Genomic DNA, 24,650 nt, shown 5'->3' on the forward strand with positions numbered 1-24,650 from the left:
CGCTTGTCGGATGCCATGTCTGCATGTTTCGAATGCTCATGCAAACCGCCAAAGATTCGCGCTGCCACCTGGATGTCGCCGCTGTCTACCTGCATAGAGACGCGAAGAAAGGCGCCGCGCCCCTACCTCCCCCTTGTGGGGAGGTCGGACCGAAGGTCCGGGTGGGGGTCGGTGCCGCACCCCCACCCCGCTGCTTCGCAGCGACCCTCCCCACAAGGGGGAGGGTAAAGTCCCGAGCCTCACATCCCCGTCAGATCGCTCATCAGCCCCGAAGCCACCGACAGCCTGGACACGGTGATATCCCCGCCTTCGGTCAGCGCCTGCAGCCGCTCGCGGATGCGCGCCACGCGCTCGCCTCCGGCTTCCAGCCAGGCCGCCACAGGATCCGCCGTCCCGGCATGGCCGGCGAGAGCCGCCACCGCAATGCCGCGCCGCGCCGCGCCGATCGTGTCGGTGGCGCGCGACAGCGCCAGCTGGTCGTAATAGTCCGACGGCGTGATTGAACGCGCCGCCTCTTCGACGCGCGGAATGCGGAAGGCATCGCTGACGGCGAAGAACGCCTTGGCCGAGGCGACGACGTCGGCATTGGCCGTGCGCGCCGTCAGTGCGATGTCGGGGATCAGTCCCGCCACATCGGCCATTGCCAGCTGCCCGGCGAGCTTTTCGGGGGCGCCGGCCTTGAACAGGCCATACCGCCTCTCCTCGACCCGCTCGCGCGAGAAGGCCGGTAGCAGCGAGAGCAGCTTCGGCTCCAGCGCCATGCGCGCCTCTTGCAGTTCGGCAATGCGCTGGCCGAGCGCTGCGGTGCCGGCATCGTTCTTCAGATACCAGCCGCTGGTCACGAAGATAAGCCGGCTGACGGACTGGTAGAGATCGAGCTGCGCCTGGCCGTCGATGTGGCTGTCCAGCGCATCGATCTCCTGATAGAGCGCCGGCAACGCGAAGCCGTCGCGCACCACGGCGAAGGTGCGCACCACGTCGGCCGCGCTGCGCCCCGTGGCTTCCTGCAGCCGGTTGACGAATGACGGTCCGCCGCGATTGACGAGATCGTTGGCGACGACGCGGGCGATGATTTCGCGGCGCAGCCGGTGGCCATGGATCTCGGCCGCATATTTCTTCGCCATCCGGTCAGGGAAATAGCCCATCAGATCGCGGTCGAAATGCGCGTCGTCAGGCACGTCGCTGGCGACGATGTCGGAAAACAGCACGATCTTGGCATAGGCGAGCAGCACGCCAAGCTCCGCCCGGGTCAGCGGCTCGCCACGCGCCTCGCGCTCGGCAAGGGCGGCCGGCGACGGCAGCGTCTCGACAGCGCGGTCGAGCAGGCCCCGAGCCTCCAGCGCCGCCATGAACCGGCTCTGGTGCGCGATGTCGGCAAGGCCGCGCTTGCGGGCGATGGAAAGCGCCAGCGTCTGTTCGTAATTGTTGGACAGCACGAGGCCGGCGACCTCGTCGGTCATCTCGGCCAGCAGCTTGTTGCGCGCCGGCCGGGTCAGCGATCCCTTGCGCATGGCGGACGCCAGCGCGATCTTGATGTTGACCTCGACGTCGGAGCAGTTGACGCCGCCGGAATTGTCGATGGCATCGGAGTTGCAGCGACCGCCATTCATGCCGAATTCGATGCGGGCACGCTGCGTGACGCCGAGATTGGCGCCCTCGCCGATCACTTTGGCCCGGACATCGAGCGCGGTGATGCGGATGGCGTCATTGGCGCGGTCGCCGACTTCGGCATTGGTTTCGCCCGAGGCCCGTAAATACGTGCCGATGCCGCCGAACCACAGAAGGTCGACGTTCGCCTTGAGGATGGCGGTCATGATCTCGGCCGGTGTCGCGGTGGTCTTGGCGAGGCCAATCGCCGCCGCCGCTGCCGCAGGCAGCGTGATCGACTTCTGGCTGCGCGAGACGATGACGCCGCCTTCCGACAGCTTGGTCTTGTCGTAGTCCTGCCAGGACGAACGCGGCAGCGCGAACATGCGCTCGCGCTCGGCCATCGACGCCACCCTGTCCGGATCGGGATCGATGAAGATGTCGCGATGGTCGAAGGCGGCGATCAGCCTGGTCTGCGGCGACAGCAGCATGCCGTTGCCGAACACGTCGCCCGACATGTCGCCGACGCCGACGACAGTGAAGGGGGTGGTCTGGATGTCGCGGTTGATCTCGCGGAAATGCCGCTTGACCGCTTCCCAGGCACCCTTGGCGGTGATGCCCATCTTCTTGTGGTCGTAGCCGGCCGAGCCGCCGCTGGCGAAGGCATCGTCGAGCCAGAAACCGTGTTTCTCCGAAATGGCATTGGCGGTGTCGGAGAAGGTTGCCGTGCCCTTGTCGGCGGCGACGACAAAGTAGGGGTCGTCAGGATCGCGCCTGACGACGCCGGCTGGGGGTATGACGCCATCGAGGCCGATATTGTCGGTGATCGACAGCAGGCTGGAAACGAAATTCTTGTAGGCCGAGGTGCCGGCCTCGAAGATGGCGTCGCGGCCGGCGCTCATCGGCAGCTTCTTCGGATAGAAGCCGCCCTTGGCGCCGACCGGCACTATGACGGCGTTCTTGACCTGCTGCGCCTTGACCAGGCCGAGCACCTCGGTGCGGTAATCCTGGGCGCGGTCCGACCAGCGCAGGCCGCCGCGCGCAACCGGGCCGAAGCGCAGATGCACGCCCTCGACCTCGGACCCATAGACGAAGATCTCGCGCCACGGCCGCGGCGCCGGCAGGCCATCGACCGCTTGCGAGTCCAGCTTGATCGCCAGTGACTGGCCCCGCGCCTTCGTTCCCGCAACGAAATGATTGGTGCGCAACGAGGCTTCGATCAGGTTGAGATAGCGGCGGATGATGGTGTCGTCATCGATGTTAGGGACTTCCTCCAGCGCGTCCTTGATCTTGGCCTTGAGGTGCTTGGCGGCGACGACGCCTTCCGTCTCGGCGGTCGGGCCGAGACGAGCGACGAACAGTGCATGCAGGCCGCGCGCAATGTCGGGATAGCGGTTGAGCGCGGCCGCGATGAAATCCTGGCTCTGCGGGATACCGGCTTGCTGCAGGTAGCGGCCATAGGCGCGCAGAATGCTGACTTCGCCCGACCACAGGCCGGCGGTCTGGGCAAGCCCGTTATAGCTGTCATTGTCGATGTCGCCGCGCCAGACCGACAGGAACGCGTCCTCGAACAGCGCGCCGCCATCGCTGAGGTCGATCGGCTTGCCGTAGCTGTTCTCCAACTCCATGTCGTGGACGAAGACGGTGTCGCCGCCGTCCTCGCCAACTTCGAAGGTGCGCTCGCTGATGACGCGGAAGCCGATGTTTTCCAGCACCGGCACGCGACGCGACAGCGCTACCGGGCTGCCGTGGTGGTAGATCTTCAGCGCTGCCTGATGCGGTTTCTGCTCGGCATGGCGGTAATAGTCGATGGCGATCGGGTTGGCGGTGCTGATGCCGGCGATGCGCCCCGCATCCTTCAGCGCGACGGCCGCGCTGAAGGAATCGCGATAGCTCTCAGGCAGACGCGCGGCGATCGCCTTCAGCGATGGATCGCCGCCGACGGCTTCCGCAGCTTCGGCCAGCGCGTCGTCCCAGGTTCGCACGATGTCGCGGATCGCCGCTTCGATCACCGCCTGCTCGACCTTCGGCGTCTTGCCGCCGGAGCGGCCGATGATGAAATGCACACGCGCCAGCCCGCCCTCGGGGAAAGCCGGATAGTAAGCCGACAAACGGCCTTCGAAGACGGTCTTGAGATAGGTGCCGATCTTCTCGCGCACGACGCTGTCATAGCGGTCGCGCGGCACGAAGACGAGGATCGAGACGAAGCGGTCGAACTGGTCGGCGCGCACCAGCGCCCGCACCCGCGGCCGCTCGACCAGGCCGAGAATGGCCGCGGCGTGCTTCTTCAGGATCGGCACCGGCACCTGGAACAGTTCGTCGCGCGGATAGCTCTCCAGAACGTTGATCAGTGCCTTGCCGGAATGGTCGTGCCGGTCGAAGCCGGACTTGGCGATGATGGTCTCGGCCTTTGACCTCAGATACGGGATTTTCATCACCGAGCGCGTGTAGGCGGTCGAGGTGAACAGGCCGACCATGCGCAACTCGCCGGCAAGCGTGCCCTTGGCGGTGTAGGTTTTGACGCCGATATAATCGAGATAAATGCGGCGGTGCACCAGCGACTTGGCGTTGGCCTTGGTGACGATCAGCGGCTCCGGCCCATGCAGGAAGGCGCGGATTTCGGGCGTCGTCGTCACCGCCTCGGTGCCGCGCCGGAGCACCAGCACATCCGGGTCGGCGAGGATGCCGAGACCGGGTTTGTCGGCGCGCTCCAGATTGCCGCTCTCCGCGCCGCCGGAATATTTGAACTCGCGCATGCCAAGGAAAGTGAAATTGTCGTCGCGCAGCCATTCAAGGAAGGCGATGGCCTCGGCAACGCTCTTCTTGTCGAGCGGCACGGCGGAATAGCGGAATTCGGAAATCGCCTGGTCGAGACGGGCGAGCATCGGCTTCCAGTCGCTGACGGCGGCGCGCACCTGGTTGAGCATCTTGCGCAGGCGGTCGGCCAGCGCGTCGGCCTGCTCCGCCGTCAGGCGCGGAATATGGACATGGACGACGCTCAGGCGGTCGTGATTGCCATCGTCCTTGAGGGCGCTGCCGTCGCCGAGGATCTCGTCGACGCCGGCCTTGCCGTGACGCACGACGATGACCGGATGGGTGACCAAAGTCGGTTCGCCGGCAGTTTCTGTGATCTCGCCGAGGATCGAATCGAACAGGAACGGCATGTTGTCGTTGACGACGGTGATGATCGTCATCGGGCGGCCCTCGCGGGAGACGCCCGACCCGGCATCGACGGCGACGACACTTTGGCCCTTCTTGTGGGCGGCGACCGCACGTCCTGCCAGGTCGGCGGCGCGCTCCAGGTCGGCGGCGTCATAGGCGGCAATGTCTTCGGCCGGCGCGCGGGCCAGCAGATAGTCGGCGAGCCTGGCCGGCTTCCCGTCGGGTTTCACCCCGGCATTGGCTGTTTTCTTCGGCTTAGCTGCGGATTTCACGCTCGCCATGTTGTCCTCCCGTCACATGCTTTTACGACTATGGTAGCAGATGACCGCTGTTTGGCGACAAAGGTTTGACGGCTCGATAAGAATTACAGGAATTCGACGGTCAGGCGGCGGTGAACGAAGAGGGAGACCCCATGTCCGGCAAAATCAGCGCACTTGACCTCGGTATCGCGGAACTGAGCGAGGCGACAAAAGCCTATTTCGCCAAATGCGAGGAAAAGCTCGGCCTGGTTCCCAACGTGCTTCTTGCCTATGCCTTCGACGAGAAGAAGCTGCGCGCCTTTACCGACACCTACAATGATCTGATGCTGGGTGAATCCGGCCTGTCGAAGCTGGAACGGGAGATGATCGCGGTCGTCGTTTCCTCGATCAATCACTGCTATTATTGCCTGACCGCGCATGGCGCGGCGGTGCGCCAGCTCTCCGGCGATCCGGCTCTCGGCGAGATGATGGTGATGAACTTCCGCGCTGCCAATCTTTCACCGAAACAGACGGCGATGCTCGAATTCGCCGTCAAGCTGACGGAAGAGCCGGCAAAGATCGTCGAGGCGGACAGGGAAGCACTGCGCAACGCCGGCTTCACCAACCGCGACATCTGGGACATCGCCTCGACCGCCGCCTTCTTCAACATGTCGAACCGCGTGGCGGCGGCCATCGACATGCAGCCGAACGACGAATACCACGCCATGGCGAGGTGAAAGTTTCCTTCTCCTCGTAGGAGAGGTCAACGCGCCGCGATGGCCCCGGCAGCGCCGGCCATCGTCGTGGCGCTGATTCGGTTGGCGATCTTCATGGCGCGCCTGCTTTTGAGCAGCTTGCGCGCCTGTGAGGCCGCGACGACCCAGGCGAGATCGATGGCGATCAGAACCACCGCCATCGTCGCCGTCAGTTCGACCCAGCCGATGACACTCACCGAAGCGAGGTCGATGATCGTCGGCAGCAGCGCCAGATAGAACATCATGATCTTGGGATTGCCGAGCGTCACCGCCATGCCGGCAAAGAACAGTTTTGCCGGCGAATCCTCGCGCGGCATCTCGCCTTCTTTTGCGTCGACAGGTGCGGTCCACATCCTGAAGGCGAGGTAGGCGAGGTAAGCGACGCCGATCCATTTCACGACGACGAAGGCGAAATGGAAGGTCTGCGCCACGACCGCCAGCCCGAACACCGCCAGCGACAGCCAGATGGCCTCGCCGATCCACATGGCGAGCAGGAACGGAAACACGTCACGAAAGCCCTTCGAGATGACGCGGGCAACAAGGGCTGCGATCGACGGTCCGGGCGAACCGGCGGCGACGAACAAAGCGGCGGCGAAGATCAGGAGCGAGGTGAGGTGCATGACGGAGCCTTCGAGCGTTGGATGGCGAAGAATATCCGATCGGCGTCAATTTGGCACCCCTCTGCCTGATGGGCCAACGAACGCGACACATTTCGGAGATCGGACTTGCCCGTGCCAGCGGTTTGAGAAAGGATCGCGGCCGTGAAATCAATCGTCATCCACGCCGCAAAAGACCTGCGCATCGAAGAGTCCGATCCGGGCGTGCTGGGCACCGGACAGGTCGAAATATCGGTCGAGGCCGGCGGCATCTGCGGCTCGGACCTGCACTATTACAATCATGGCGGCTTCGGCGTGGTGCGCCTGCGCGAGCCGATGATTCTGGGACATGAGGTCGCTGGCACGGTGAAGGCACTTGGCGCCGGCGTTTCCAGCCTTGCCGTCGGCGACCGCGTTGCGATTTCGCCCAGCCGGCCCTGCAATGCCTGCCGCTATTGCCTGCAAGGCATGCAGAACCAGTGCCTCAACATGCGCTTCTACGGCAGCGCCATGCCGATGCCGCATATACAGGGCGCCTTCCGCCAGCGCCTCGTCGCGGAGGCCTGGCAGTGCCACAAAATCGCCGACCATGTCTCCATCAACGAAGCCGCCTTTGCCGAGCCGTTCGCGGTAACGCTGCATGCCGTGAACCGCGCCGGTTCGCTGCTCGGCAAGCGGGTTCTGGTCACCGGCAGCGGGCCGATCGGCGCGCTGTGCATCCTGGCGGCGCGCGTCCACGGCGCGCGCGAGATCGTCGTCACCGATGTCATGGACGCGGTTCTGGCCAAGGCCAACGAGATCGGCGCCGACCGCACCATCAATGTCGCCACAGATGCCGACAAGCTCGCTGGCTACAATGTCGAGAAGGGCAGTTTCGACGTCATGTTCGAATGCTCCGGCAATGAGCGCGCGGTGCGAGCCGGGCTCGATGTGCTGAAGCCGCGCGGGGTGCTCGTGCAGCTCGGCCTAGGCGGCGACATGTCGCTGCCTCAGAATCTCATCGTCGCCAAGGAGATCGAAATGCGCGGCTCCTTCCGTTTCCACGACGAGTTCGCGCTGGCCGTCGATCTGATCAACAACCGTCGCGTCGACGTTAAGCCGCTGCTGACCGGCATCTATCCAATGGACGAGGCGGTTGCGGCTTTCGAGATCGCCGGCGACCGCACCCAGTCGATGAAGGTCCAGATCGCATTCAGCTGAACATAGCGGAACCGCGTGAGAGCTTGCATGCACGCCACTTCGTGGCTAGAAGAGCCGTCCCGACATTCATTTCGAGCTTCATTTTGCCTCAGTAACCGCCGGTCTCGCCAACTCCCCTGATCACACTTGGCAGGGCGCCGCATCAAGCGGTGCCTGCTCCATTTCACGTGTTCCTCAGGCGGCGGTTCGAGACCGGTTTGGCACTGCTGAACCGCTGTCGCGCGCTTGTCGCCCGTGACACCTGATTTCCAGAGAACCGCAGCCTCTCGCCACGCCCTGCCCGCCAGGGCATCTCGACATTGCCGACCTGAAGAACTTCCACACTGGAAGGTCTTCCGGCTTGTCCCAACATCTCGCTATCTACTGGGCAATCGCGCCCGAAATCGCACCTCGACCCCTGGTCCACTGCAACCGCTGCAGCGCCGTGAAAGCCTATCGCTGCAGCGACAAATTCCGCGTCAACGCCAATGGCAAACGCATTGATGTCTGGCTGATCTATCGCTGCATCGACTGCGACAATTCGTGGAATTTCGGCATTTTCGAACGCTGCAACCGCCGCGACATCGAACCCGCGCTGCTGGCAGCGCTCGAAAACAACGATCCGGCCCTCGCCCGCCGCCATGCCTTCGATGTCGTGGCGTTGCGAAACCGGGTCGGCCGCGTCGAGGAGTTTCCCGATGTCGCCGTTCACAAACACCGGCTCGGCGGCGAAGGCAGACCCGCAGCCGCGCTTGAAATCAGGCTTGGGCTGGAAATGCCGACATCGCTGCGGCTCGACCGTCTGCTCGCCGGCGAACTCGGCATCTCCCGATCAAGGCTTCAGGCGCTGGAGGAGAAACGATTGCTGGTTGTTGTTCCCGAAGGCGCCAGAGCTTTGCGCAAGCCGGCCCGCGACGGCACGGCGATTCGCATTGACCTGGCCGACGAGCCGGATCGTGAAGCCATCATTTCGGCTGCCGTGGGTGAATGACAAGAGGGGCGAAGCACCGGTGCTTCGCCCCTCTCGAATTTAGACAATCAGACGATTACGCCGCGCCCACAACCTTGGCCGACTTCTCGAAGCGCTTGCGCTCGTTCGGGTCGAGATAGAGCTTGCGCAGGCGGATGGTCTTCGGCGTCACCTCGACCAGCTCGTCGTCCTGGATCCAGGCCAGCGCGCGCTCCAGCGTCATGCGGATCGGCGGCGTCAGCTTCACCGCCTCGTCCTTGCCCGCGGCGCGGATGTTGGTCAGCTTCTTGCCCTTCAGCACGTTCACTTCGAGGTCGTTGTCACGGCTATGGATGCCGATGATCATGCCCTGATAGACCTTGACGCCCGGGTCGATGACCATCGGGCCGCGGTCTTCGAGGTTCCACATGGCATAGGCCACTGCCTCGCCCTGTTCGTTGGAGATCAGCACGCCGTTGGTGCGGCCCGGCAGTTCGCCCTTGTAGGGCTGGTAGGCGTGGAACAGCCGGTTCATCACGGCGGTGCCGCGCGTGTCGGTCAACAGTTCCGACTGGTAGCCGATCAGTCCGCGCGTCGGCGCGTGGAAGACGATGCGCTGACGGTTGCCGCCCGAAGGCCGCAGCTCGACCATCTCGGCCTTGCGCTCCGACATCTTCTGCACGACGATGCCGGCGTGCTCCTCGTCGACGTCGATGACGACTTCCTCGACCGGCTCCAGCAATTCACCGTTCTCGCCCTTCTGCATGACGACGCGCGGACGCGACACGGCGATTTCAAAGCCTTCGCGGCGCATCGTCTCGATCAGCACGGCCAGCTGCAATTCGCCGCGGCCGGAAACGAAGAACGAATCCTTGTCGGGCGATTCCTCGATCTTGAGCGCGACATTGCCTTCGGCTTCTCGCAGCAGGCGGTCGCGGATGACGCGGCTGGTCACCTTGTCGCCTTCGGTGCCGGCGAGCGGCGAATCATTGACCAGGAAAGACATGGTCACGGTCGGCGGATCGATCGGTTGCGCATGCAACGCCTCGGTCACCGCCAGGTCGCAGAACGTGTCGGCGACAGTGCCCTTCGACAGGCCGGCAATTGCCACGATGTCACCCGCCTGCGCTTCTTCGATCGGCTGGCGCTCGAGGCCACGGAACGCGAGGATCTTGGAGATGCGCCCGGTTTCGATCTGCGTGCCGTCATGGTGGAGCACCTTGACCGCCTGGTTGGACTTCAGCGTGCCGCTCTCGATACGGCCGGTAATGATGCGGCCGAGGAACGGATTGGCTTCCAGGATGGTGCCGATCATGCGGAACGGGCCGGGATGAACGGTCGGCTCCGGCACATGCTTGATGACGAGGTCGAACAGCGGCGCCAGGCCCTGCTCCTTCGGGCCTTCCGGATTTTCCGAGACCCAGCCATCGCGGCCAGAACCGTAGAGGATCGGGAAGTCGAGCTGCTCGTCGGTGGCGTCAAGCGCTGCAAACAGGTCGAACACCTCGTTGACCACCTCGACGTGGCGGGCGTCCGGACGGTCGATCTTGTTGATGACGACGATCGGCTTCAGGCCGACCTTGAGCGCCTTGCCGACGACGAACTTGGTCTGCGGCATGGGGCCTTCGGCGGCGTCGACCAGCACGATCGCCGAATCCACCATCGACAGGATGCGCTCGACCTCACCGCCGAAATCGGCGTGGCCGGGTGTGTCGACGATGTTAATGCGGGTGTCCTTCCAGTCGACCGAGGTCGCCTTGGCCAGGATGGTGATGCCGCGTTCCTTTTCGAGGTCGTTGGAATCCATGGCGCGCTCGGCGACGCGCTGATTGTCGCGGAAGGAACCGGATTGCCGCAGCAATTGGTCGACGAGGGTGGTTTTTCCATGGTCGACGTGCGCGATGATCGCGATATTACGAATTTTCATTTTGTGGTCTCGGGAGCGTTGCAGGCAGCAGGCCAAAAGGCGCCGCCTCTTTCGGTTGCGCGGCTCATACAGGGTTTTTCGCAATTGCGAAAGAGGAGGCGCACCACCAAATACTCATCAAATCTTAAGCATCTCGGAGTGAGATGGTTTTGTTAACCAAGGCGGGAACCTTTCTGGGCCCGGGTAGTTCGAAATTCATGACCGACAAACTCAACCGATTTTGGCCCCTCATCGCTTCGGTCGCATTCGCTGCCGTGCTGGCGGCCAATGCCGCTCAATCGGCCGCCACGGTGAAGGAAGCCAATCCGGCTTCGTCGTCCGACCGGACGGCCGAGCAGATGTTTGCCGACGCCCCTGATGGCGTCGACCCCGTGGTCACCGGCCCGGTCAGCGCCTCTTTCAAGCAGAGGCAGCAGGTTGCTGGCTGCGACAGCGCGGTGTGGCCGAAGATTCCGACGGTTTGCTACCCGGACTGACGGTTGCCCATTCCAGGCATAGCGATCCTTCGCACCGACCTACAGGCTTACGCCGACCGCACCGGCGCGAGCGTCACCAGGGGGAGATTAGTACCGCGCCTTACGCCGCTTGCGGCTCCGGATCGAAAGCCGGCCTGCTCGTATTGATTAGCAGCGACAGACACGCAGCCACGATCGCCGTCATGCCGGCGATCAGGAAGGCCAGTTCGTAATTGCCCTGCAATTCGCGCATGGTGCCGCCGAAGGCAGCGGCGGTGGCGGCCCCCACCTGGTGGCCGGCGACGATCCAGCCGAACACGATCGGGCCGCTGCGGTCACCGAACGCCTCGTTGGCGAGCCTGAGCGTCGGCGGCACGGTGGCGATCCAGTCCAGACCGTAGAGCACGGCGAAGATGATCAGGCTGGTCACCGAGAAGCCGAAATAGGGCAGATAGATCAGCGCCAGGCCGCGAATGCCGTAGTAGACGCCGAGCAGCTTGCGCGGGTCGAAACGGTCGGTGAGCCAGCCCGAGAGCGTCGTCCCGATCAGGTCGAAAATGCCCATAAGCGACAGCAGGCCCGCGGCCTGTACCTCGGGGATGCCCATGTCGCCGCAGAAGGAGATCAGATGCGTGCCGACCAGCCCGTTGGTGGTGAAGCCGCAGATGAAGAAGGTGGCGAACAGATACCAGAAGACGCGGGTGCCGGCGGCGCGGCGAAGCGTGTTGAGCGTATGCGCCAGGAAATTGCCTTGCGATGCCGGCGATACCGGCGGCACGTCATCGGCCCCGGCGCCATAGCGCACCATGCCGATCGAAGCGGGACGCTCCGGAACCAACAGCCAGACCAGCGGCAGAAGACAGGCGGTGGCGATCGAGACGGCGGTAGCGACGGGCTGCCAGCCGCCCGACTGGGCGAGCGATGCCAGCAGCGGCAGGAACACCAAGAGGCCGGTGGCGCTGGAGGCCGACATCAGCCCCATCACCAAGCCGCGATTGGTCTTGAACCAGCGGTTGACGATGGTGGCGCCGAGCACGGTGGCGACCGCGCCGGAGCCGATGCCGGAAAACACGCCCCAGGTGAGGAACAGGTGCCAGGGCTCGGTCATCAGTAGGCTGAGCGCGGTCGAGCCCGACATGATCACAAGCGAGGCAAGCAGCGTGCGGCGCAAGCCGATACGCTCCATCAATGCGGCGGCAAACGGCCCGGTCAGGCCGTAAAGGAAGATGCCGATCGCAGCGGCAATCGAAACCGTATCGCGCCCCCAGCCGAAGCTTTTATCCAACGGCAGCATCATCACCGAGGGTGCGGAACGAAGCCCGGCCGCGATCAACAGGCAAAGGAAGATGACGCCAACCACGACGAAAGCGTAGCGCTGGCCAAAGGGACGGGATTGAGCTATCATGTTACTGACCGGTACGTTGCAGGGTGAGGACATGTATACGTACCGATCGGTAACACGTCAATCGAGTCATACCATGCCAACGGACAAAAATATTGAACTGACCATCAAGGACGGTCATGCAGCCGCACCGCCCAAGGCTGCCAAGAAAATCCTCGACGTGGCCTACGACCTGTTCTACCGCCGCGGCATCCGGGCGATCGGCGTCGACGAGATCGTCAAGCGCGCCGGCGTCACCAAGCCCAGCCTCTACCGCAGCTTTCCCTCCAAGGACGAGCTCGCCGCTTCCTATCTCAGGCAATATGACCGTGAGTATTGGGAGCGTTTCGACGAAGCCGTGGCTGCCCATCCCGGCGACCCACGGGCACAGCTCAGGGCTTTCCTGACTCGCGTCGGCAAGCGCACGCAAAGGCCGGACTATCGCGGCTGCGGCATGACCAACGCGGCGGTGGAATATCCCGAACATGGCCATCCGGCGCGCGTCGTCAGCGAGGCCAACAAGCAGGAGTTGCGCCACCGCCTGCGCGCGATGGCCGCAGCGATGGGCGCTAAAGACCCTGACACGCTCGGCGACGGCCTGCTGCTGTTGATCGAAGGCGCCTATATCAGTGGCCAGCTCTTCGGCCTCGGAGGCCCGGCGGCAGCGGTCGCCCACAACGCCGACCTGCTGATCGAGGCGAGCTTGAAGAAATAACATTTCGAACGTTGGCGCCGCCCCTCACCTGCCGGCATCCTTTCCCGGAAATGGGGCGAGGAACGCTCTCATCACGATTTCGCCAATTGCCAGCGTTGCAAGGTTGTCGCCAGCGGCGCAGCCGGCCACTTTCTCCCGTTCAGGGGGAGAATTGCCCGGCAGGGCGATTTGGGCGGCGCCAACGTTGAGATTGGCACGCTAGGCCGGCCGCAGATTTGGCGATAGGCTGGGGCGAACTTCACGGGAGACGTCCGCATGCGAACCCTGCTGCTTGTTCCATTCGCCCTCGCCGCCCTATCCCAAACCGCCCATGCCGACGGCATATCAAGCGTCTACACCGACCTCGACTCGCAAAAGGACTGCGTCACCTATGCGCAGGCGCAGGAAGGCGACGGCGAATGGGCCGAACTCGCCTGCTCCGGCTATCGTGGCTATCCCGTGCTGATCGCCTATGACGACGCCCGTGAATCGCTGTTCTACGGATTTCCGCCCGGCGGCGACATGACCTCGGTCTGGGAGAGCTTTTCCGGCTTCAACTCGTCCGGCGCCAAGGTCGAATGGCGCATCGAGACCAAGGGCGACGTTGCCGTTCCCTTCGCGGTGATCCACCGCCGCTCGATCAGCAATCCCGAGGATGAGAACAAGCCGACCGAAGTGCTGCTCGTCGCCAAGGTCGCCCAGATGGAAGCCCGCGACGGCTGCACCATCGGCCTCGTGCTCGCCACCGGCAACCCTCAGGCCAACGACCAGGCGCGCAAGCTGGCGGACGAAAAGGCGAAGAGTTTCGCCTGTGGCAAGGACAAGCACACCGTCATCGGCAACGTGCCGGCGTTTGGTCGGGTGGATAACTAGCCACGTGGGTGCAAGGCACCCCCCTCTGCCCTGCCGGGCAGAGGGGGGTGCCTCGCGGTGGCGTTTGCCGCTTACTTGAACGAGACGCAGGCCTGTCTCGGCGCTACTTTGCCGCCTTCGCCCGTGCGATCGCGTCGACAATCATCTTCTTGGCGTATTTGGAATCGTGCCAGCCTTCGATCTTGACCCATTTGCCGGGCTCGAGATCCTTGTAGTGCTCGAAGAAGTGCTGGACCTGGTCGCGGGTGATCTCGGGCAGCTGCGTGTATTCGGTGACGTTTTCGTAGCGCAGCGTCAGCTTCGGCGACGGCACGGCAATGACCTTCTCGTCCTGGCCGGCATTGTCTTCCATCACCAGCACGCCGATCGGCCGCACATTGATGACGCAGCCCGGCACCAGCGCGCGGGTGTTGCAGACCAGAACGTCAATCGGGTCGCCGTCGCCCGAGAGCGTGTGCGGCACGAAACCGTAATTGCCGGGGTAGCGCATCGACGTATGCAGGAAACGGTCGACGAACAGCGTGCCGGCCTCCTTGTCCATCTCGTACTTGATCGGCTCGCCGCCGATCGGCACCTCGATGATGACGTTGATGTCCTCGGGCGGGTTCTTTCCGATGGCAATGGCTTCGATACGCATGGCTTAAATCCCTCTCTCGATGTCCACGATCGATAGCGGGCGGCGCGGCATGGTGCAATGCGGCGATTGGTACGGAGCGCTAATGGAAGCGCACGGTTTGTGATGATTTGTAACCGAGACCGGTCATTCCCAGACGAAGGCGACCTTCTTCAGCGCCCTCTGCTCGAAAACCTCGACGCCTTCGGCAACATCGCGGCCACCCGCGCCGGCATAGAAGGAAAGCGCATTCTGGTTGTCTTCCAGCGCCCACACCACCATTCCCTTCAGCCCGTGGTCGGCAAGCCGCGCCCGCGCCGCCTTGAACAGCCGGCTGCCGAGCCCGATGCCCTGATATTCCGGACGCAAATAAAGTTCGTAGATTTCACCCTGCTGCTTCAGCTCGCGGGCGCGGTTCTTGCCGATCGTGGCATAGCCGGCGATGGTGCCGCCGATCTCGACCACCAGAACGGTGGCAGCGCGGCGGATGGCGTTGGCCCACCAGTCGGCGCCGCGGCGGTTGATCATCGAGGTCAGCGAGCGATGCGGGATGATGCCGGAATAGGCGCCCTCCCAGGCCAGCTGGTGCACGTCGGCAATGGCTCCGGCGTCGCGCGGTTCGGCTTTCCTGATGTCGATGCTCAGCGTATTCATGATTTGTTAACCATAAACCCGCATCGGCCATTTGCAAGAGTCGAGGTCAGCCCGCCGACCGCTTTCTCACAGCCGATCGCGACACTGCTGACAATGGGCAAAGCCTGCCTGGAAAACGCACCCAGCCGGCGCGGTCAGGCGTCCGTCCGGGTAGCGCGTGCTGGCTTTTCAGATCTCGACGAGATGATCGTCCAGTTCATTGGCATCGCCCGACGTCACCGGGAAATGCTCGGCCAGCACCGCGCCGACCTGCCCGATCGCCTTGACGAAGCCGTCGGCGAGCCGGTCGTGACCGGCATGCTGCAGGAGATCGCGCAGCACGCCGTCCCAGACATGCTGGCCGACCTTGCTGTCGATGCCCGAATCGGCGACCACTTCGGCATAACGCTCGGCGATCGACACGAAGACCAACACGCCGGTGCGCGCCGTGGTGCGGTGGACATTGCGGGCGAGGAACTGCCTGAGCGCATTGTGATGTGCCGCCTGATAACGCTGCCGGCGCGGCACCAGATGGATGCGCAAGCCCGGCAGCGCCCACAAAAGCACCAACACCGAGGCCAGTGCCAGCAGTTGGACAATGACGAAATGCGGCAGCCGGATCGACAGCCACCAGGCTTCCAGCCCATAAGCGACGGCGAGGCTGGCAATCAGCATGCCTGATGTCGCCATGAAGGCGGCGGGAAAGAAATAGCCGTCGCTGGCATGCGCAACGACGCAGTAGATCTCGCCGTCGGTTTTGGCCTCGGCCGCGCGGATCGCGGTGGCGATGCGCTCATGGTCCTGTGGGCTGATCGGTCGTGTTGCCATCTTCTCTCACCAGCTCCCTGAAGACCCGCCACCGCCAGACGAACCGCCGCCGCCTGAAAACCCGCCGCCGCTGCTTGAGCCCGAAGACCAGCTGCTGCCCGAACTTCCCGATGACCATCCGCTGCCCGACGACGAACTTGTTGTCCAGCTGCTGGAGCCCGAGGACGATCCGCTCGGCCCCTGGCCGTAGTGAAAGGTCATGCCCAGCCATTTATACACGCCCGGCGACAGCTTGGTGCCGAAGATCGGCGGCAGGAAGGCCATCGCCAGGCCGCCGAAGAACATCGCCGCCCACAGGATCAGGAAGACCGCGACGACGGGATCGATGGGCGTGCTGCGGTCGGCCGGGTTGCGCTTGCCGCGCGCCTCCAGCTCTTCCGGGTTGCCTTCCAGCACCATGACCATGTCGTCGACGGCCTTGGAAATGCCGCCGGAGAAATCACCGGCGCGGAACGCCGGCACCATGTCGTTTTCGATGATCAGTTTGGTGTGCAGGTCGGTCAGCGTGCCTTCCAGCCCGTAGCCGACCTCGATGCGCATCTTGTGGTCGTTCTTGGCCACCAGCAGAAGCACGCCGTTGTTTTCGCCGGCCTGCCCGAGTTTCCAAAAGCGGAACAGCCGGTTGGCGTAGGGTTCGATCTCCTCGCCGTCGAGGCTGTTGATCGTGGCGACGACGATCTGGTCGGAGCCTTTGGTCTCGAAATCCGCGAGCTTCTGCGTCAGTGCCGCCTTGGTCGCGGCGTCGATAATACCGGCATTGTCGACCACCCGCCCGGTGAGTGCCGGCAGGTCTGCCGCCAAAGCTACAAACAGCATGGTGAGCATCGTCAACAGCGCGATGCCGATCGTCGCGGCTGCGCGGCCAGGTCTTGGCGGATTGAAGACGCGTACTGTCATGCCGTCACCAGTTCCCCTCAACCACCATGACTGTCCTCAATCACCATGATCATGTCGTCGACCGCTTTGGAAATACCGCCGGAGAAATCCCCGGCGCGGAAGGCCGGCACCATGCCTTCAATGATCCGTGTGGCGTGCTGGTTGGTGAGCGTGGCTTCCAGCCCGTAGCCGACCTCGATGCGCATCTTGCGGTCGTTCACGGCCACCAGCAGAAGCACGCCATTGTTCTTGGCCTTCTGGCCGAGCTTCCAAGCGTTGAACAGCCGGGTGGCGTAAGGCTCGATCTCCTCGCCGTCGAGGCTGGGAACCGTCGCGACGACGATCTGGTCGGAGCCTTTGGTCTCGAAATCGGCCAGTCTTTGGGTGAGCGCCGCCTCGGTCGCGGCATCGATGATGCCTGCATTGTCGACGACACGACCGGTGAGGGCGGGCAGTTCCGCCGCCAGCGCCGCGAAGCTGACGAGCAAGACCAGCAAGGCAGCGCCGGTCATCGTGGCGAAGCGGCCATGCCAGGGATTGGCGATGCGTGTTGTCATCTCGTCACCAGCTTCCCGAGGAGCCGCCGCCGCCGGACGAACCGCCGCCGCCGGAAAAGCCGCCACCACCGCTTGAACCCGACGACCAGCCGCCCCCGCCCGAAGACCAGCCGCCGCTGGACGACCGCCGGCCCGGCTCGAATGTCATGCCGAGCCAGCGATAGCGGCCGGGACCGAGTTTTTGGCCGAAGATCGGCGGCAGGATGGAGGCGGCCATGCTGCCGAAGAAGATGATTGCCCAGATGCTGATGAAGACGCCGAAGAACAGATTGTCGGTATTGATGGGCGGCTTCTGGTTGCGCTCGCCGCGCGCCTCCAATTCCTCCGGATTGCCTTCCAGCACCATCACCATGTCGTCGACGGCCTTGGAAATGCCCCCGGAGAAATCGCCGGCGCGGAACGCCGGCACCATGTCGTTTTCGATGATCAGCTTGGTGTGCAAATCGGTCAGCGTGCCTTCCAGCCCATAGCCGACCTCGATGCGCATCTTGCGGTCGTTCGGCGCCACCAGCAGCAGCACGCCGTTATTTTCCTTGGCCTGGCCGAGCTTCCAGAAGCGAAACAGCCGGTTGGCGTAAGGCTCAATCTCCTCGCCGTCGAGGCTGGGGATGGTGGCGACGACGATCTGGTCGGAGCCTTTTGTCTCGAAGTCGGCGAGTTTCTGGGTGAGCGCGGCTTTGGTTCCCGCGTCGATAATGCCGTCGTTGTCGACGACGCGGCCGGTCAGCGCGGGGAGGTCGGCGGCGAAGGCGGTGAGGGGCAGGAAGACGGCCAGAAAGGCGAGAAGAACACCAAGGTTGGCGTTCCTTCGCGTCCCCCTCTGTCCTGCCGGACATCTCCCCCTCGAGGGGGGAGATTGGCAATCTCGCTGCCGACGCTCAGCCGGCAACGCTGATATTTGGCGCAAGGACAGAAGACAGCTGATCTCCCCCCTTGAGGGGGAGATGTCCGGCAGGACAGAGGGGGGTGTGAAGGAACGCAAGGCTGGCAAAGGCCAAGCTCACCCAGACGTCATCACCCGCCCTGCTTCGTGCCGAAATCGACCTTCGGCGGCTGCATCTTGTCTTCTTCGACGGTGAAGTTGGCGAAGGGCTCGTTGCTGCGGAACCAGAAGGTTGCCCATAGCACCGACGGAAAGGTCCTCAGCGTCAGATTGTAATCCTTGACCGCCAGGATGTAGTCGCGCCGCGCCACGGCGATACGGTTCTCGGTGCCTTCGAGTTGCGCCTGCAGCGCCAGGAAATTCTGGTTGGCCTTGAGGTCGGGATAGGCCTCCGACACCGCGATCAGCCGCGATAGCGCGCTGGTCAGCCCTGATTGCGCATCCTGGAACTTCTTGAGCGCTTCGGGGTCCTTCAGCGTTTCCGGCGTCACCGTGATCTGCGTCGCCTTAGCGCGCGCTTCGACCACCGCATCGAGCGTGTCCTTTTCATGCGAGGCATAGCCCTTCACCGTCTCGACCAAATTGGGAATGAGGTCGGACCGACGCTGATACTGGTTCAGCACCTCGCTCCATGCCGCCTTGGCGTTTTCCTCCGCCGTCGGGATGGTGTTGAAGCCGCAGCCGGCGAGCAGAGGCAGCACGACGGCCATCATCAGCACGGCCGGCAGACTGCGGAAAGGGAAGGCAAGGCGCTGGGCAAACATGGTGAGGTCCCTCGACAGAAGTTGCACGCGAAGCATTAGCACAATCCGCGCTCAAGAAAATGTCTGCCGCTGGCGCGCATTCCTGGCGCGCATTCATGCGCCGGCGAGGCCCTGTGATTGATCGCGCGAACACGATATGGTTGCCGGCAAACAGGACAGGATCATGGCGGAACGCCGCGACGATGACAGCGAATCGCGCCGCATTATTGAGCGCGTGGCGAACGAGGGCGGCCTTGGCGGCGCATCGCTGGTGTCACGGGCAGCGAAAGGCGCCCGCGATCATGTTACCGCAGCCGAGGCCGACCGATCCGATCCGATCGAGGTCTGGGGCACCCGCATCGGCCGCACACTTGGGCTCATCGTCGCCCTCGGCCTTTTGATCTGGCTCGTGTACTACGTCTCCCGGGGCAGCTAGAGCATGATCCTGAAAAGTGGGAACCGGTTTTCTCGGACAAGCGGGAACCGTTTTGTCCGGAGATCATGCTCCAACCAAAGAGATAGATCAGGATGACGATTTAACGAAAAATTATCCGTATCTAGGATTTTCCATGAACAGCGAAAAAGCCGACGCGCCGCGCGCGGTCATCGTCATTTCCAGCCATGTCGCCCGCGGCTCGGTCGGCAACCGCGCCGCCGTGTTTGCGCTGGAGACGCTGGGCTTTCCGGTGTGGGCGGTACCGACGGTCATCTTGCCCTGGCATCCGGGCCACGGCCGCGCCACGCGCATCGTGCCGCCGCTCGACCAGTTCAAGGCGCTGATGGCCGATCTCGAGCGCGCGCCCTGGCTGGGTGAGGTCGGTGCGGTGCTGTCGGGCTATCTCGGCGAGGCCGGCCAGGCCGACGCCGTCGCTTCGCTGGTCGCGGCCGTCAAGGCCAAGACGCCGGAAGCGATCTATATATGCGATCCGGTGATGGGCGATTCCGGCGGGCTCTATGTGCCCGAGCCGACGGCCGCCGCGATGCGCGACCGGCTGATGCCGATCGCCGACATCGCCACCCCCAACCGCTATGAGCTGGAATGGATGGCCGGTGCGCCTTTGCCCGATCTGAAATCGGTGATCTCGGCCGCCCTCCATGCCGGACCGTCAACAATGCTGGTGACGTCGGCACAGTCGATGATGACCGGCGGCACCGGCAATCTGCTGCTTGACGGCACCCAGGCGCTGCTGGCCGAACACCGCCTCATCGACAAGCCGCCGAATGGCCTCGGCGACCTGACTGCGGCCGTCTACCTCGCCCGCATCCTGTCGGGGCAGCCGCCGATCAAGGCGCTGCAATCGACCACCGCCGCCGTCTACGAAATCCTGGCGCGAACCGCCAAGCGTGGCGGCGACGAGCTGCAGCTTGAAACCGATGCCCAGAGCCTGTCGCACCCGATGGCGATGGTGCAGCTGCGCCACCTCACCCATCCGGGGCGGGACCGCCGGGCGTGACCTCGACCCTGGTCGTCGGCGTCGACGGCTGCAAGGCCGGCTGGATCGCCGTCCGCCGCGATCTGGATGCCGCGCCGTCAGTCCGCGTCTTTCCCAGCTTTGCGACCCTGCTCGACGCCTTGCCCGCCGATGCGACAGTGGTCGTCGACATGCCGATCGGCCTGCCGGACGTCTCGCAAAGAGGCGGGCGCGGGCCGGAGACCTTGGTACGGCCAATGCTCGGAGCACGGCAATCCAGCGTCTTCTCTATCCCGTCCCGCGCGGCCCTCTACGCCGACATCAGCGACTTCACCACGGTCGAGGCCTGGTATGAGGCGCATCGGCGCGCCAGAGAGGTGGCCAAGGCGACCTCCGATCCGCCACGCGGCGTCTCGATCCAGGCCTTCGGCATATTTGCCAAGATCCGCGAGATCGACGCGCTGCTGATTGTGCGTCCGGAACTGCGCCGCCGCGTCTTCGAATCGCACCCCGAAGTGGCCTTCTGCCGGCTGAACGGCGAAAACCGATGACGCTGCCGAAGAAGATCAAGGGCGCAGTCAATCCTGCCGGGATGGAAGAGCGCAAGGCACTGCTCTGCCGGCACGGCTATACCAGAGCTTTCCTTGACCAGCCGCCGCCACGCGGTGCTGCCGCCGACGATTTCCTCGACGCCGCAGCGATGATGCTGATTGCCGGACGCATTGCCGGCGGCGAGGCAAAGCCGTTTCCCGACCCGCCGCTTGCCGACCGTTTGGGCATTCCCCTGGCGATGTGGGCGTGAGGCAAGCGGCGAGCCATGCGTGCGGCATGGCGATTTGCGACGAAGCCATCCGCAATTCGGCATTGCCCGCGACGGGCATTTGCCGTTAGAGCCTTTCTAACTTGAAATGAGCTGCCGTCGCTAACCCCGAAAGGCTTCATCCCTAGCCCATGCCCCATCTCCCCGAACATCTTTGGACCGGCTACCGCAACTTCATGAATGGCCGCTATCTCACCGAGAGCGGACGCTATCGCGAGCTCGCCCGCGAGGGGCAGGCGCCCGAAACCATGATCGTTGCCTGCTGCGATTCCCGCTCTGCCCCCGAGGCGATCTTCGACGCCGGTCCGGGCGAACTGTTCGTCCTGCGCAATGTCGGCAATCTGGTGCCGCCCTATGCACCGGACGGCGAGTTCCACTCGACCTCGGCCGCGCTCGAATTCGCCGTGCAGAGCCTGAAGGTGAAAAACATCGTGGTGATGGGCCATGGCCGCTGCGGCGGCATCCGCGCCGCGCTCGACACCAATTCGGCGCCGCTGTCGCCCGGCGACTTCATCGGCAAATGGATGAGCCTGATCGCGCCGGCGGCCGAAACCGTTTCGTCCAGCACGTTCATGACGGCAACCGAACGGCAGACGGCGCTGGAGCGGATTTCCATCCGCTATTCGATCGCCAATCTCAGGACCTTCCCTTGCGTCTCCATCCTCGAAGGCAAGGGGCGGCTGTCGCTGCATGGCGCCTGGTTCGACATCTCGACCGGCGAGCTCTGGGTGATGAACAAGGACACCGGCGACTTCGAGCGGCCGGATTTGACGTAGACCCATGATCCCGAAAAGTGGGAACCGGTTTTCGGATAAGGGCATGGTCAAATAAGAGGAGGCAAGAATGCGGGTTTGGCCTGCGATCGCTTTCGCCGTAGCGGCGCTGCTGATTTCGCTCGTCCCTGCCCGCTCCGATGACGGCGCCATTATCGACCGCTGGTATTCGGCGCTGCTGGTCGCCGATCGCACCGAATTGTCGGACCTGCTCGCCGACGATGTCCGCATCAAGCTCGACGATCTCGGCGTCGTGCAGTCGAAGCAGGAGTTCATCGCGTCGATCGACGAATGGAAGGGCGCGGTCGCCGGCGCCGCAATCCGGCATCGCGTCGAAAAGAGCGAGGCCGGCGTCACCACTGTCATCGCCTGCTATGATTTCCCCAACAATGACATGCTGATGCAGGAAACGTTCGCCGTCACCGGCAACCGCATCACCGCCAGTTCGCAAGCGGCGATCGCGGAAAATTGCGACGGCTTCTGACGCGGGCTTGAACGGCCGCGCTGTTGCGCCGCGCCAGTCATCGCCCTACATCGGTCAGCAAGCTCCGCCAATCATCGAAAGATCCCCCATGCCGTCCACGAAAACCGTCGATCTCGCCGCCCATCCGCTGACCAAATGGCAAGGGCCGCTCGGCCTGCCGGATTTTGCCAGCATCGGCGACGACGATTTCTCCTCGGTGTTCGACGCGGCGCTGAAGGCACATGAGGCCGAAATCGATGCGATCGCCGGCAACAAGGATGCGCCGACCATCGAGAATACGCTGGCAGCCCTCGAGCTCGCCGGTGAGCCGCTCGACCATGTCTCGTCGATCTTCTGGTGCCGGGCCGGCGCCCACACCAACGATGCGATCCAGGCGCTGGAACGCGATATCTCGCCGAAGATGTCGCGGCATTTCTCGGCGATCTCGATGAACGAGAAACTATTTGCCCGCATCGACGACCTCTACCAGCGCCGGGAGACGCTAAAACTCGACGCCGAGACGCTGCGGGTGCTGGAGAAGACCTGGAAAGGCTTTGTGCGATCGGGCGCAAAACTCGACGCCGACGGCAAGAAGCGGCTGGCCAACATCAGCGAGGAGCTGTCCTCGCTCGGCACGACCTTCGGCCAGAACGTGCTGGCCGACGAGCGCGACTGGGCGCTTTTCCTCGACGAGGCTGATCTTGCGGGCCTGCCGGACTTCGTGAAGAGTTCGATGGCCGAAGCCGCCGAGACGCGCGGCCAGAAGGGCCGCTACGCCGTCACTTTGTCGCGCTCAATCTATGAGCCGTTCACGACCTTTTCTGAACGCCGCGATCTGCGCGAGACCGCTTTCCGCGCCTTCACCATGCGCGGCCAGAATGGCGGCGCCAGCGACAACACCGCAGTGGTGCGCGACATGCTGAAATTGCGCGCCGAAAAGGCCAGGCTGCTCGGCTATGCCTCGTTCGCCGCGCTGAAGCTCGACGACACCATGGCCAAGACGCCGAAGGCGGTGCACGACCTCCTCGACCCGGTCTGGGAGAAAGCGCTGGAGAAGGCCGCCGCCGACCAGAAGGAGCTGGAGCGGCTGGCGACCAAGGCAGGCAGCAACGAAAAATTCGCCGCCTGGGACTGGCGCTTCTACCAGGAGAAATTGCGCGCCGAAAAATTCGACTTCGACGAGGCGGAACTGAAACCCTATCTGCAACTCGACCGGGTCATCGACGCCTGCTTCGACGTCGCCACAAAACTGTTCGGCATCACTTTCGAGGAGAAGAAGGGCATCGCCGCCTGGCATCCCGACGCGCGCGTCTTCGTGGTGAAGAACGCCGATGGCAGCGAGCGCGGCCTGTTCCTCGCCGACTATTTTGCCCGATCCTCGAAGCGTTCTGGCGCCTGGATGAGCGCGCTGAAGTCTGGCTACAAGCTTGGGGATGGCTCAAAGCCGGTGATCTACAACATCATGAACTTCGCCAAGCCGCCGGCGGGGGAAGCGGCGCTGCTGTCGGTCGATGAGGCCAAGACCCTGTTCCACGAATTCGGCCATGCTTTGCACGGCATGCTGACCGACGTCACCTGGCCGTCGGTGGCGGGCACCTCGGTTTCCCGCGATTTCGTCGAACTGCCTTCGCAGCTCTACGAGCACTGGCTGACGGTGCCCGCAGTGCTGGAAAAGCATGCGCTGCATGTCAAGACCGGCAAGCCGATGCCGAAGTCGCTGCTCGACAAGATGCTGGCCGCCCGCACGTTCGGCGCCGGTTTCGCCACGGTCGAGTTCACAGCGTCGGCGCTGATCGACATGGCGTATCACGCGCGGCCGGATGCGCCGGCGGAACCGCTGCGTTTCGAAGCCGAAACGCTGGAAAAGCTTGATATGCCCGACACCATCGCCATGCGTCATCGCACCCCGCATTTCGGCCATATCTTCTCCGGCGACGGTTATTCAGCCGGCTACTATTCCTACATGTGGTCGGAAGTGCTCGACGCCGACGCCTTCGCCGCCTTCGAGGAGACTGGCGATCCCTTCAACCCGGCGCTGGCGGAACGGCTGCGGAAGAATATCTATGCCGCCGGCGGGTCGAAGGATCCGGAGGAGCTGTACACGGCGTTCCGCGGCAAGATGCCTTCGCCGGAAGCGATGATGGTGAAGCGGGGATTGCTATAGCGCCGCCTTGTCTCCCCCCTCGAGGGGGAGATGGCCGCAAAGCGGCCAGAGGGGGTCGGTCCGACTGGGCTCGACCTCCTGCGGCAGA

Annotated in this window: 21 protein-coding genes and 2 pseudogenes; 12 read left to right on the forward strand and 11 right to left on the reverse strand. The window is 63.9% G+C overall.

What is annotated here, in order from left to right; translation table 11 throughout:
- Nucleotides 1-239: 239 nt before the first annotated feature.
- Nucleotides 240-5,030, reverse strand: coding sequence for an NAD-glutamate dehydrogenase (locus tag AC3CCE_RS10650; protein WP_352626004.1), 4,791 nt, complete (start codon nt 5,028-5,030; stop codon nt 240-242).
- Between the two features lie 131 nt (nt 5,031-5,161).
- Between AC3CCE_RS10650 and AC3CCE_RS10655 the strand changes: the two genes are divergently transcribed.
- Nucleotides 5,162-5,725 (forward strand): peroxidase-related enzyme, encoded by a 564-nt coding sequence (locus tag AC3CCE_RS10655; RefSeq protein WP_352537784.1) that lies wholly within the window; start codon nt 5,162-5,164, stop codon nt 5,723-5,725.
- Nucleotides 5,726-5,751: 26 nt separating this feature from the next.
- Here the strand turns inward: AC3CCE_RS10655 and AC3CCE_RS10660 are convergent, their stop codons facing one another.
- Nucleotides 5,752-6,363: a LysE family translocator gene (locus tag AC3CCE_RS10660; RefSeq protein WP_352459944.1), complete on the reverse strand. Its 612-nt coding sequence runs from the start codon at nt 6,361-6,363 to the stop codon at nt 5,752-5,754.
- Nucleotides 6,364-6,504: 141 nt separating this feature from the next.
- Here AC3CCE_RS10660 and AC3CCE_RS10665 point away from each other — a divergent pair, with 141 nt between their 5' ends.
- Both AC3CCE_RS10665 and AC3CCE_RS10670 read left to right on the forward strand, forming a co-directional pair.
- A complete protein-coding gene (locus tag AC3CCE_RS10665) occupies nt 6,505-7,539 on the forward strand; it encodes an L-idonate 5-dehydrogenase (protein ID WP_352512135.1) in 1,035 nt (344 codons plus the stop codon).
- Between the two features lie 340 nt (nt 7,540-7,879).
- Nucleotides 7,880-8,509: a DUF1062 domain-containing protein gene (locus AC3CCE_RS10670; protein ID WP_352512133.1), complete on the forward strand. Its 630-nt coding sequence runs from the start codon at nt 7,880-7,882 to the stop codon at nt 8,507-8,509.
- Between the two features lie 55 nt (nt 8,510-8,564).
- Here the strand turns inward: AC3CCE_RS10670 and typA are convergent, their stop codons facing one another.
- Nucleotides 8,565-10,394, reverse strand: coding sequence for a translational GTPase TypA (gene typA, locus AC3CCE_RS10675; protein ID WP_352512131.1), 1,830 nt, complete (start codon nt 10,392-10,394; stop codon nt 8,565-8,567).
- Between the two features lie 143 nt (nt 10,395-10,537).
- Here typA and AC3CCE_RS10680 point away from each other — a divergent pair, with 143 nt between their 5' ends.
- Entirely contained in the window at nt 10,538-10,870 is a 333-nt protein-coding gene (locus AC3CCE_RS10680; RefSeq protein ID WP_023681425.1) for a hypothetical protein, read from the forward strand.
- 100 nt (nt 10,871-10,970) lie between these two features.
- Here AC3CCE_RS10680 and AC3CCE_RS10685 read toward each other — a convergent pair whose 3' ends face one another.
- Complete coding sequence (locus tag AC3CCE_RS10685; RefSeq protein WP_352626005.1) at nt 10,971-12,254, reverse strand: MFS transporter; 1,284 nt, start codon at nt 12,252-12,254, stop codon at nt 10,971-10,973.
- A 73-nt stretch (nt 12,255-12,327) separates the two neighbouring features.
- Between AC3CCE_RS10685 and AC3CCE_RS10690 the strand changes: the two genes are divergently transcribed.
- Complete coding sequence (locus AC3CCE_RS10690) at nt 12,328-12,945, forward strand: TetR/AcrR family transcriptional regulator (protein WP_023668625.1); 618 nt, start codon at nt 12,328-12,330, stop codon at nt 12,943-12,945.
- 255 nt (nt 12,946-13,200) lie between these two features.
- Nucleotides 13,201-13,797 carry a hypothetical protein gene (locus AC3CCE_RS10695; protein WP_023700187.1) on the forward strand — a complete coding sequence of 199 codons (597 nt, stop codon included), beginning with the start codon at nt 13,201-13,203 and terminating at the stop codon, nt 13,795-13,797.
- Nucleotides 13,798-13,900: 103 nt separating this feature from the next.
- Here the strand turns inward: AC3CCE_RS10695 and ppa are convergent, their stop codons facing one another.
- The 7 genes and pseudogenes from ppa to AC3CCE_RS10730 form a co-directional block, all read right to left on the reverse strand.
- A complete protein-coding gene (ppa, locus tag AC3CCE_RS10700; protein ID WP_023668623.1) occupies nt 13,901-14,434 on the reverse strand; it encodes an inorganic diphosphatase in 534 nt (177 codons plus the stop codon).
- Nucleotides 14,435-14,557: 123 nt separating this feature from the next.
- The gene (locus tag AC3CCE_RS10705) at nt 14,558-15,064 is read right to left on the reverse strand and encodes a GNAT family N-acetyltransferase (protein WP_023732945.1); all 507 of its coding nucleotides are present in this window, start codon (nt 15,062-15,064) and stop codon (nt 14,558-14,560) included.
- 168 nt (nt 15,065-15,232) lie between these two features.
- Entirely contained in the window at nt 15,233-15,871 is a 639-nt protein-coding gene (locus tag AC3CCE_RS10710; RefSeq protein WP_352459947.1) for a TPM domain-containing protein, read from the reverse strand.
- A 6-nt stretch (nt 15,872-15,877) separates the two neighbouring features.
- Nucleotides 15,878-16,768, reverse strand: a complete 891-nt coding sequence (locus tag AC3CCE_RS10715; RefSeq protein WP_352626006.1) for a TPM domain-containing protein — start codon at nt 16,766-16,768, stop codon at nt 15,878-15,880.
- 35 nt (nt 16,769-16,803) lie between these two features.
- A pseudogene (locus tag AC3CCE_RS10720) lies at nt 16,804-17,259 on the reverse strand (TPM domain-containing protein); the annotation flags it as partial.
- 49 nt (nt 17,260-17,308) lie between these two features.
- Complete coding sequence (locus AC3CCE_RS10725) at nt 17,309-18,079, reverse strand: TPM domain-containing protein (protein WP_352626052.1); 771 nt, start codon at nt 18,077-18,079, stop codon at nt 17,309-17,311.
- 239 nt (nt 18,080-18,318) lie between these two features.
- Nucleotides 18,319-18,951 carry a LemA family protein gene (locus AC3CCE_RS10730; RefSeq protein ID WP_023681434.1) on the reverse strand — a complete coding sequence of 211 codons (633 nt, stop codon included), beginning with the start codon at nt 18,949-18,951 and terminating at the stop codon, nt 18,319-18,321.
- A 163-nt stretch (nt 18,952-19,114) separates the two neighbouring features.
- On the opposite strand from AC3CCE_RS10730, the gene AC3CCE_RS10735 reads away from it, so the two are divergent.
- The 6 genes and pseudogenes from AC3CCE_RS10735 (at nt 19,115) to AC3CCE_RS10760 (ending at nt 24,562) form a co-directional block, all read left to right on the forward strand.
- Complete coding sequence (locus tag AC3CCE_RS10735; protein ID WP_023732941.1) at nt 19,115-19,366, forward strand: hypothetical protein; 252 nt, start codon at nt 19,115-19,117, stop codon at nt 19,364-19,366.
- A gap of 133 nt (nt 19,367-19,499) precedes the next feature.
- Complete coding sequence (gene pdxY / locus AC3CCE_RS10740) at nt 19,500-20,384, forward strand: pyridoxal kinase PdxY (protein WP_023824319.1); 885 nt, start codon at nt 19,500-19,502, stop codon at nt 20,382-20,384.
- Nucleotides 20,381-21,144: pseudogene (locus AC3CCE_RS10745) on the forward strand (DUF429 domain-containing protein). Before pdxY ends, AC3CCE_RS10745 begins: the two are co-directional and overlap by 4 nt.
- A 149-nt stretch (nt 21,145-21,293) precedes the next feature.
- Nucleotides 21,294-21,938 (forward strand): carbonic anhydrase, encoded by a 645-nt coding sequence (locus AC3CCE_RS10750; protein WP_023681438.1) that lies wholly within the window; start codon nt 21,294-21,296, stop codon nt 21,936-21,938.
- 67 nt (nt 21,939-22,005) lie between these two features.
- Nucleotides 22,006-22,419: a hypothetical protein gene (locus AC3CCE_RS10755; RefSeq protein ID WP_023688839.1), complete on the forward strand. Its 414-nt coding sequence runs from the start codon at nt 22,006-22,008 to the stop codon at nt 22,417-22,419.
- 88 nt (nt 22,420-22,507) lie between these two features.
- On the forward strand, nt 22,508-24,562 hold the full coding sequence (locus tag AC3CCE_RS10760) for a M3 family metallopeptidase (RefSeq protein WP_352512128.1): 2,055 nt from the start codon (nt 22,508-22,510) through the stop codon (nt 24,560-24,562).
- The last annotated feature ends 88 nt before the right edge of the window (nt 24,563-24,650 follow it).

The sequence above is a fragment of the Mesorhizobium sp. P160187 genome, from assembly GCF_057766425.1.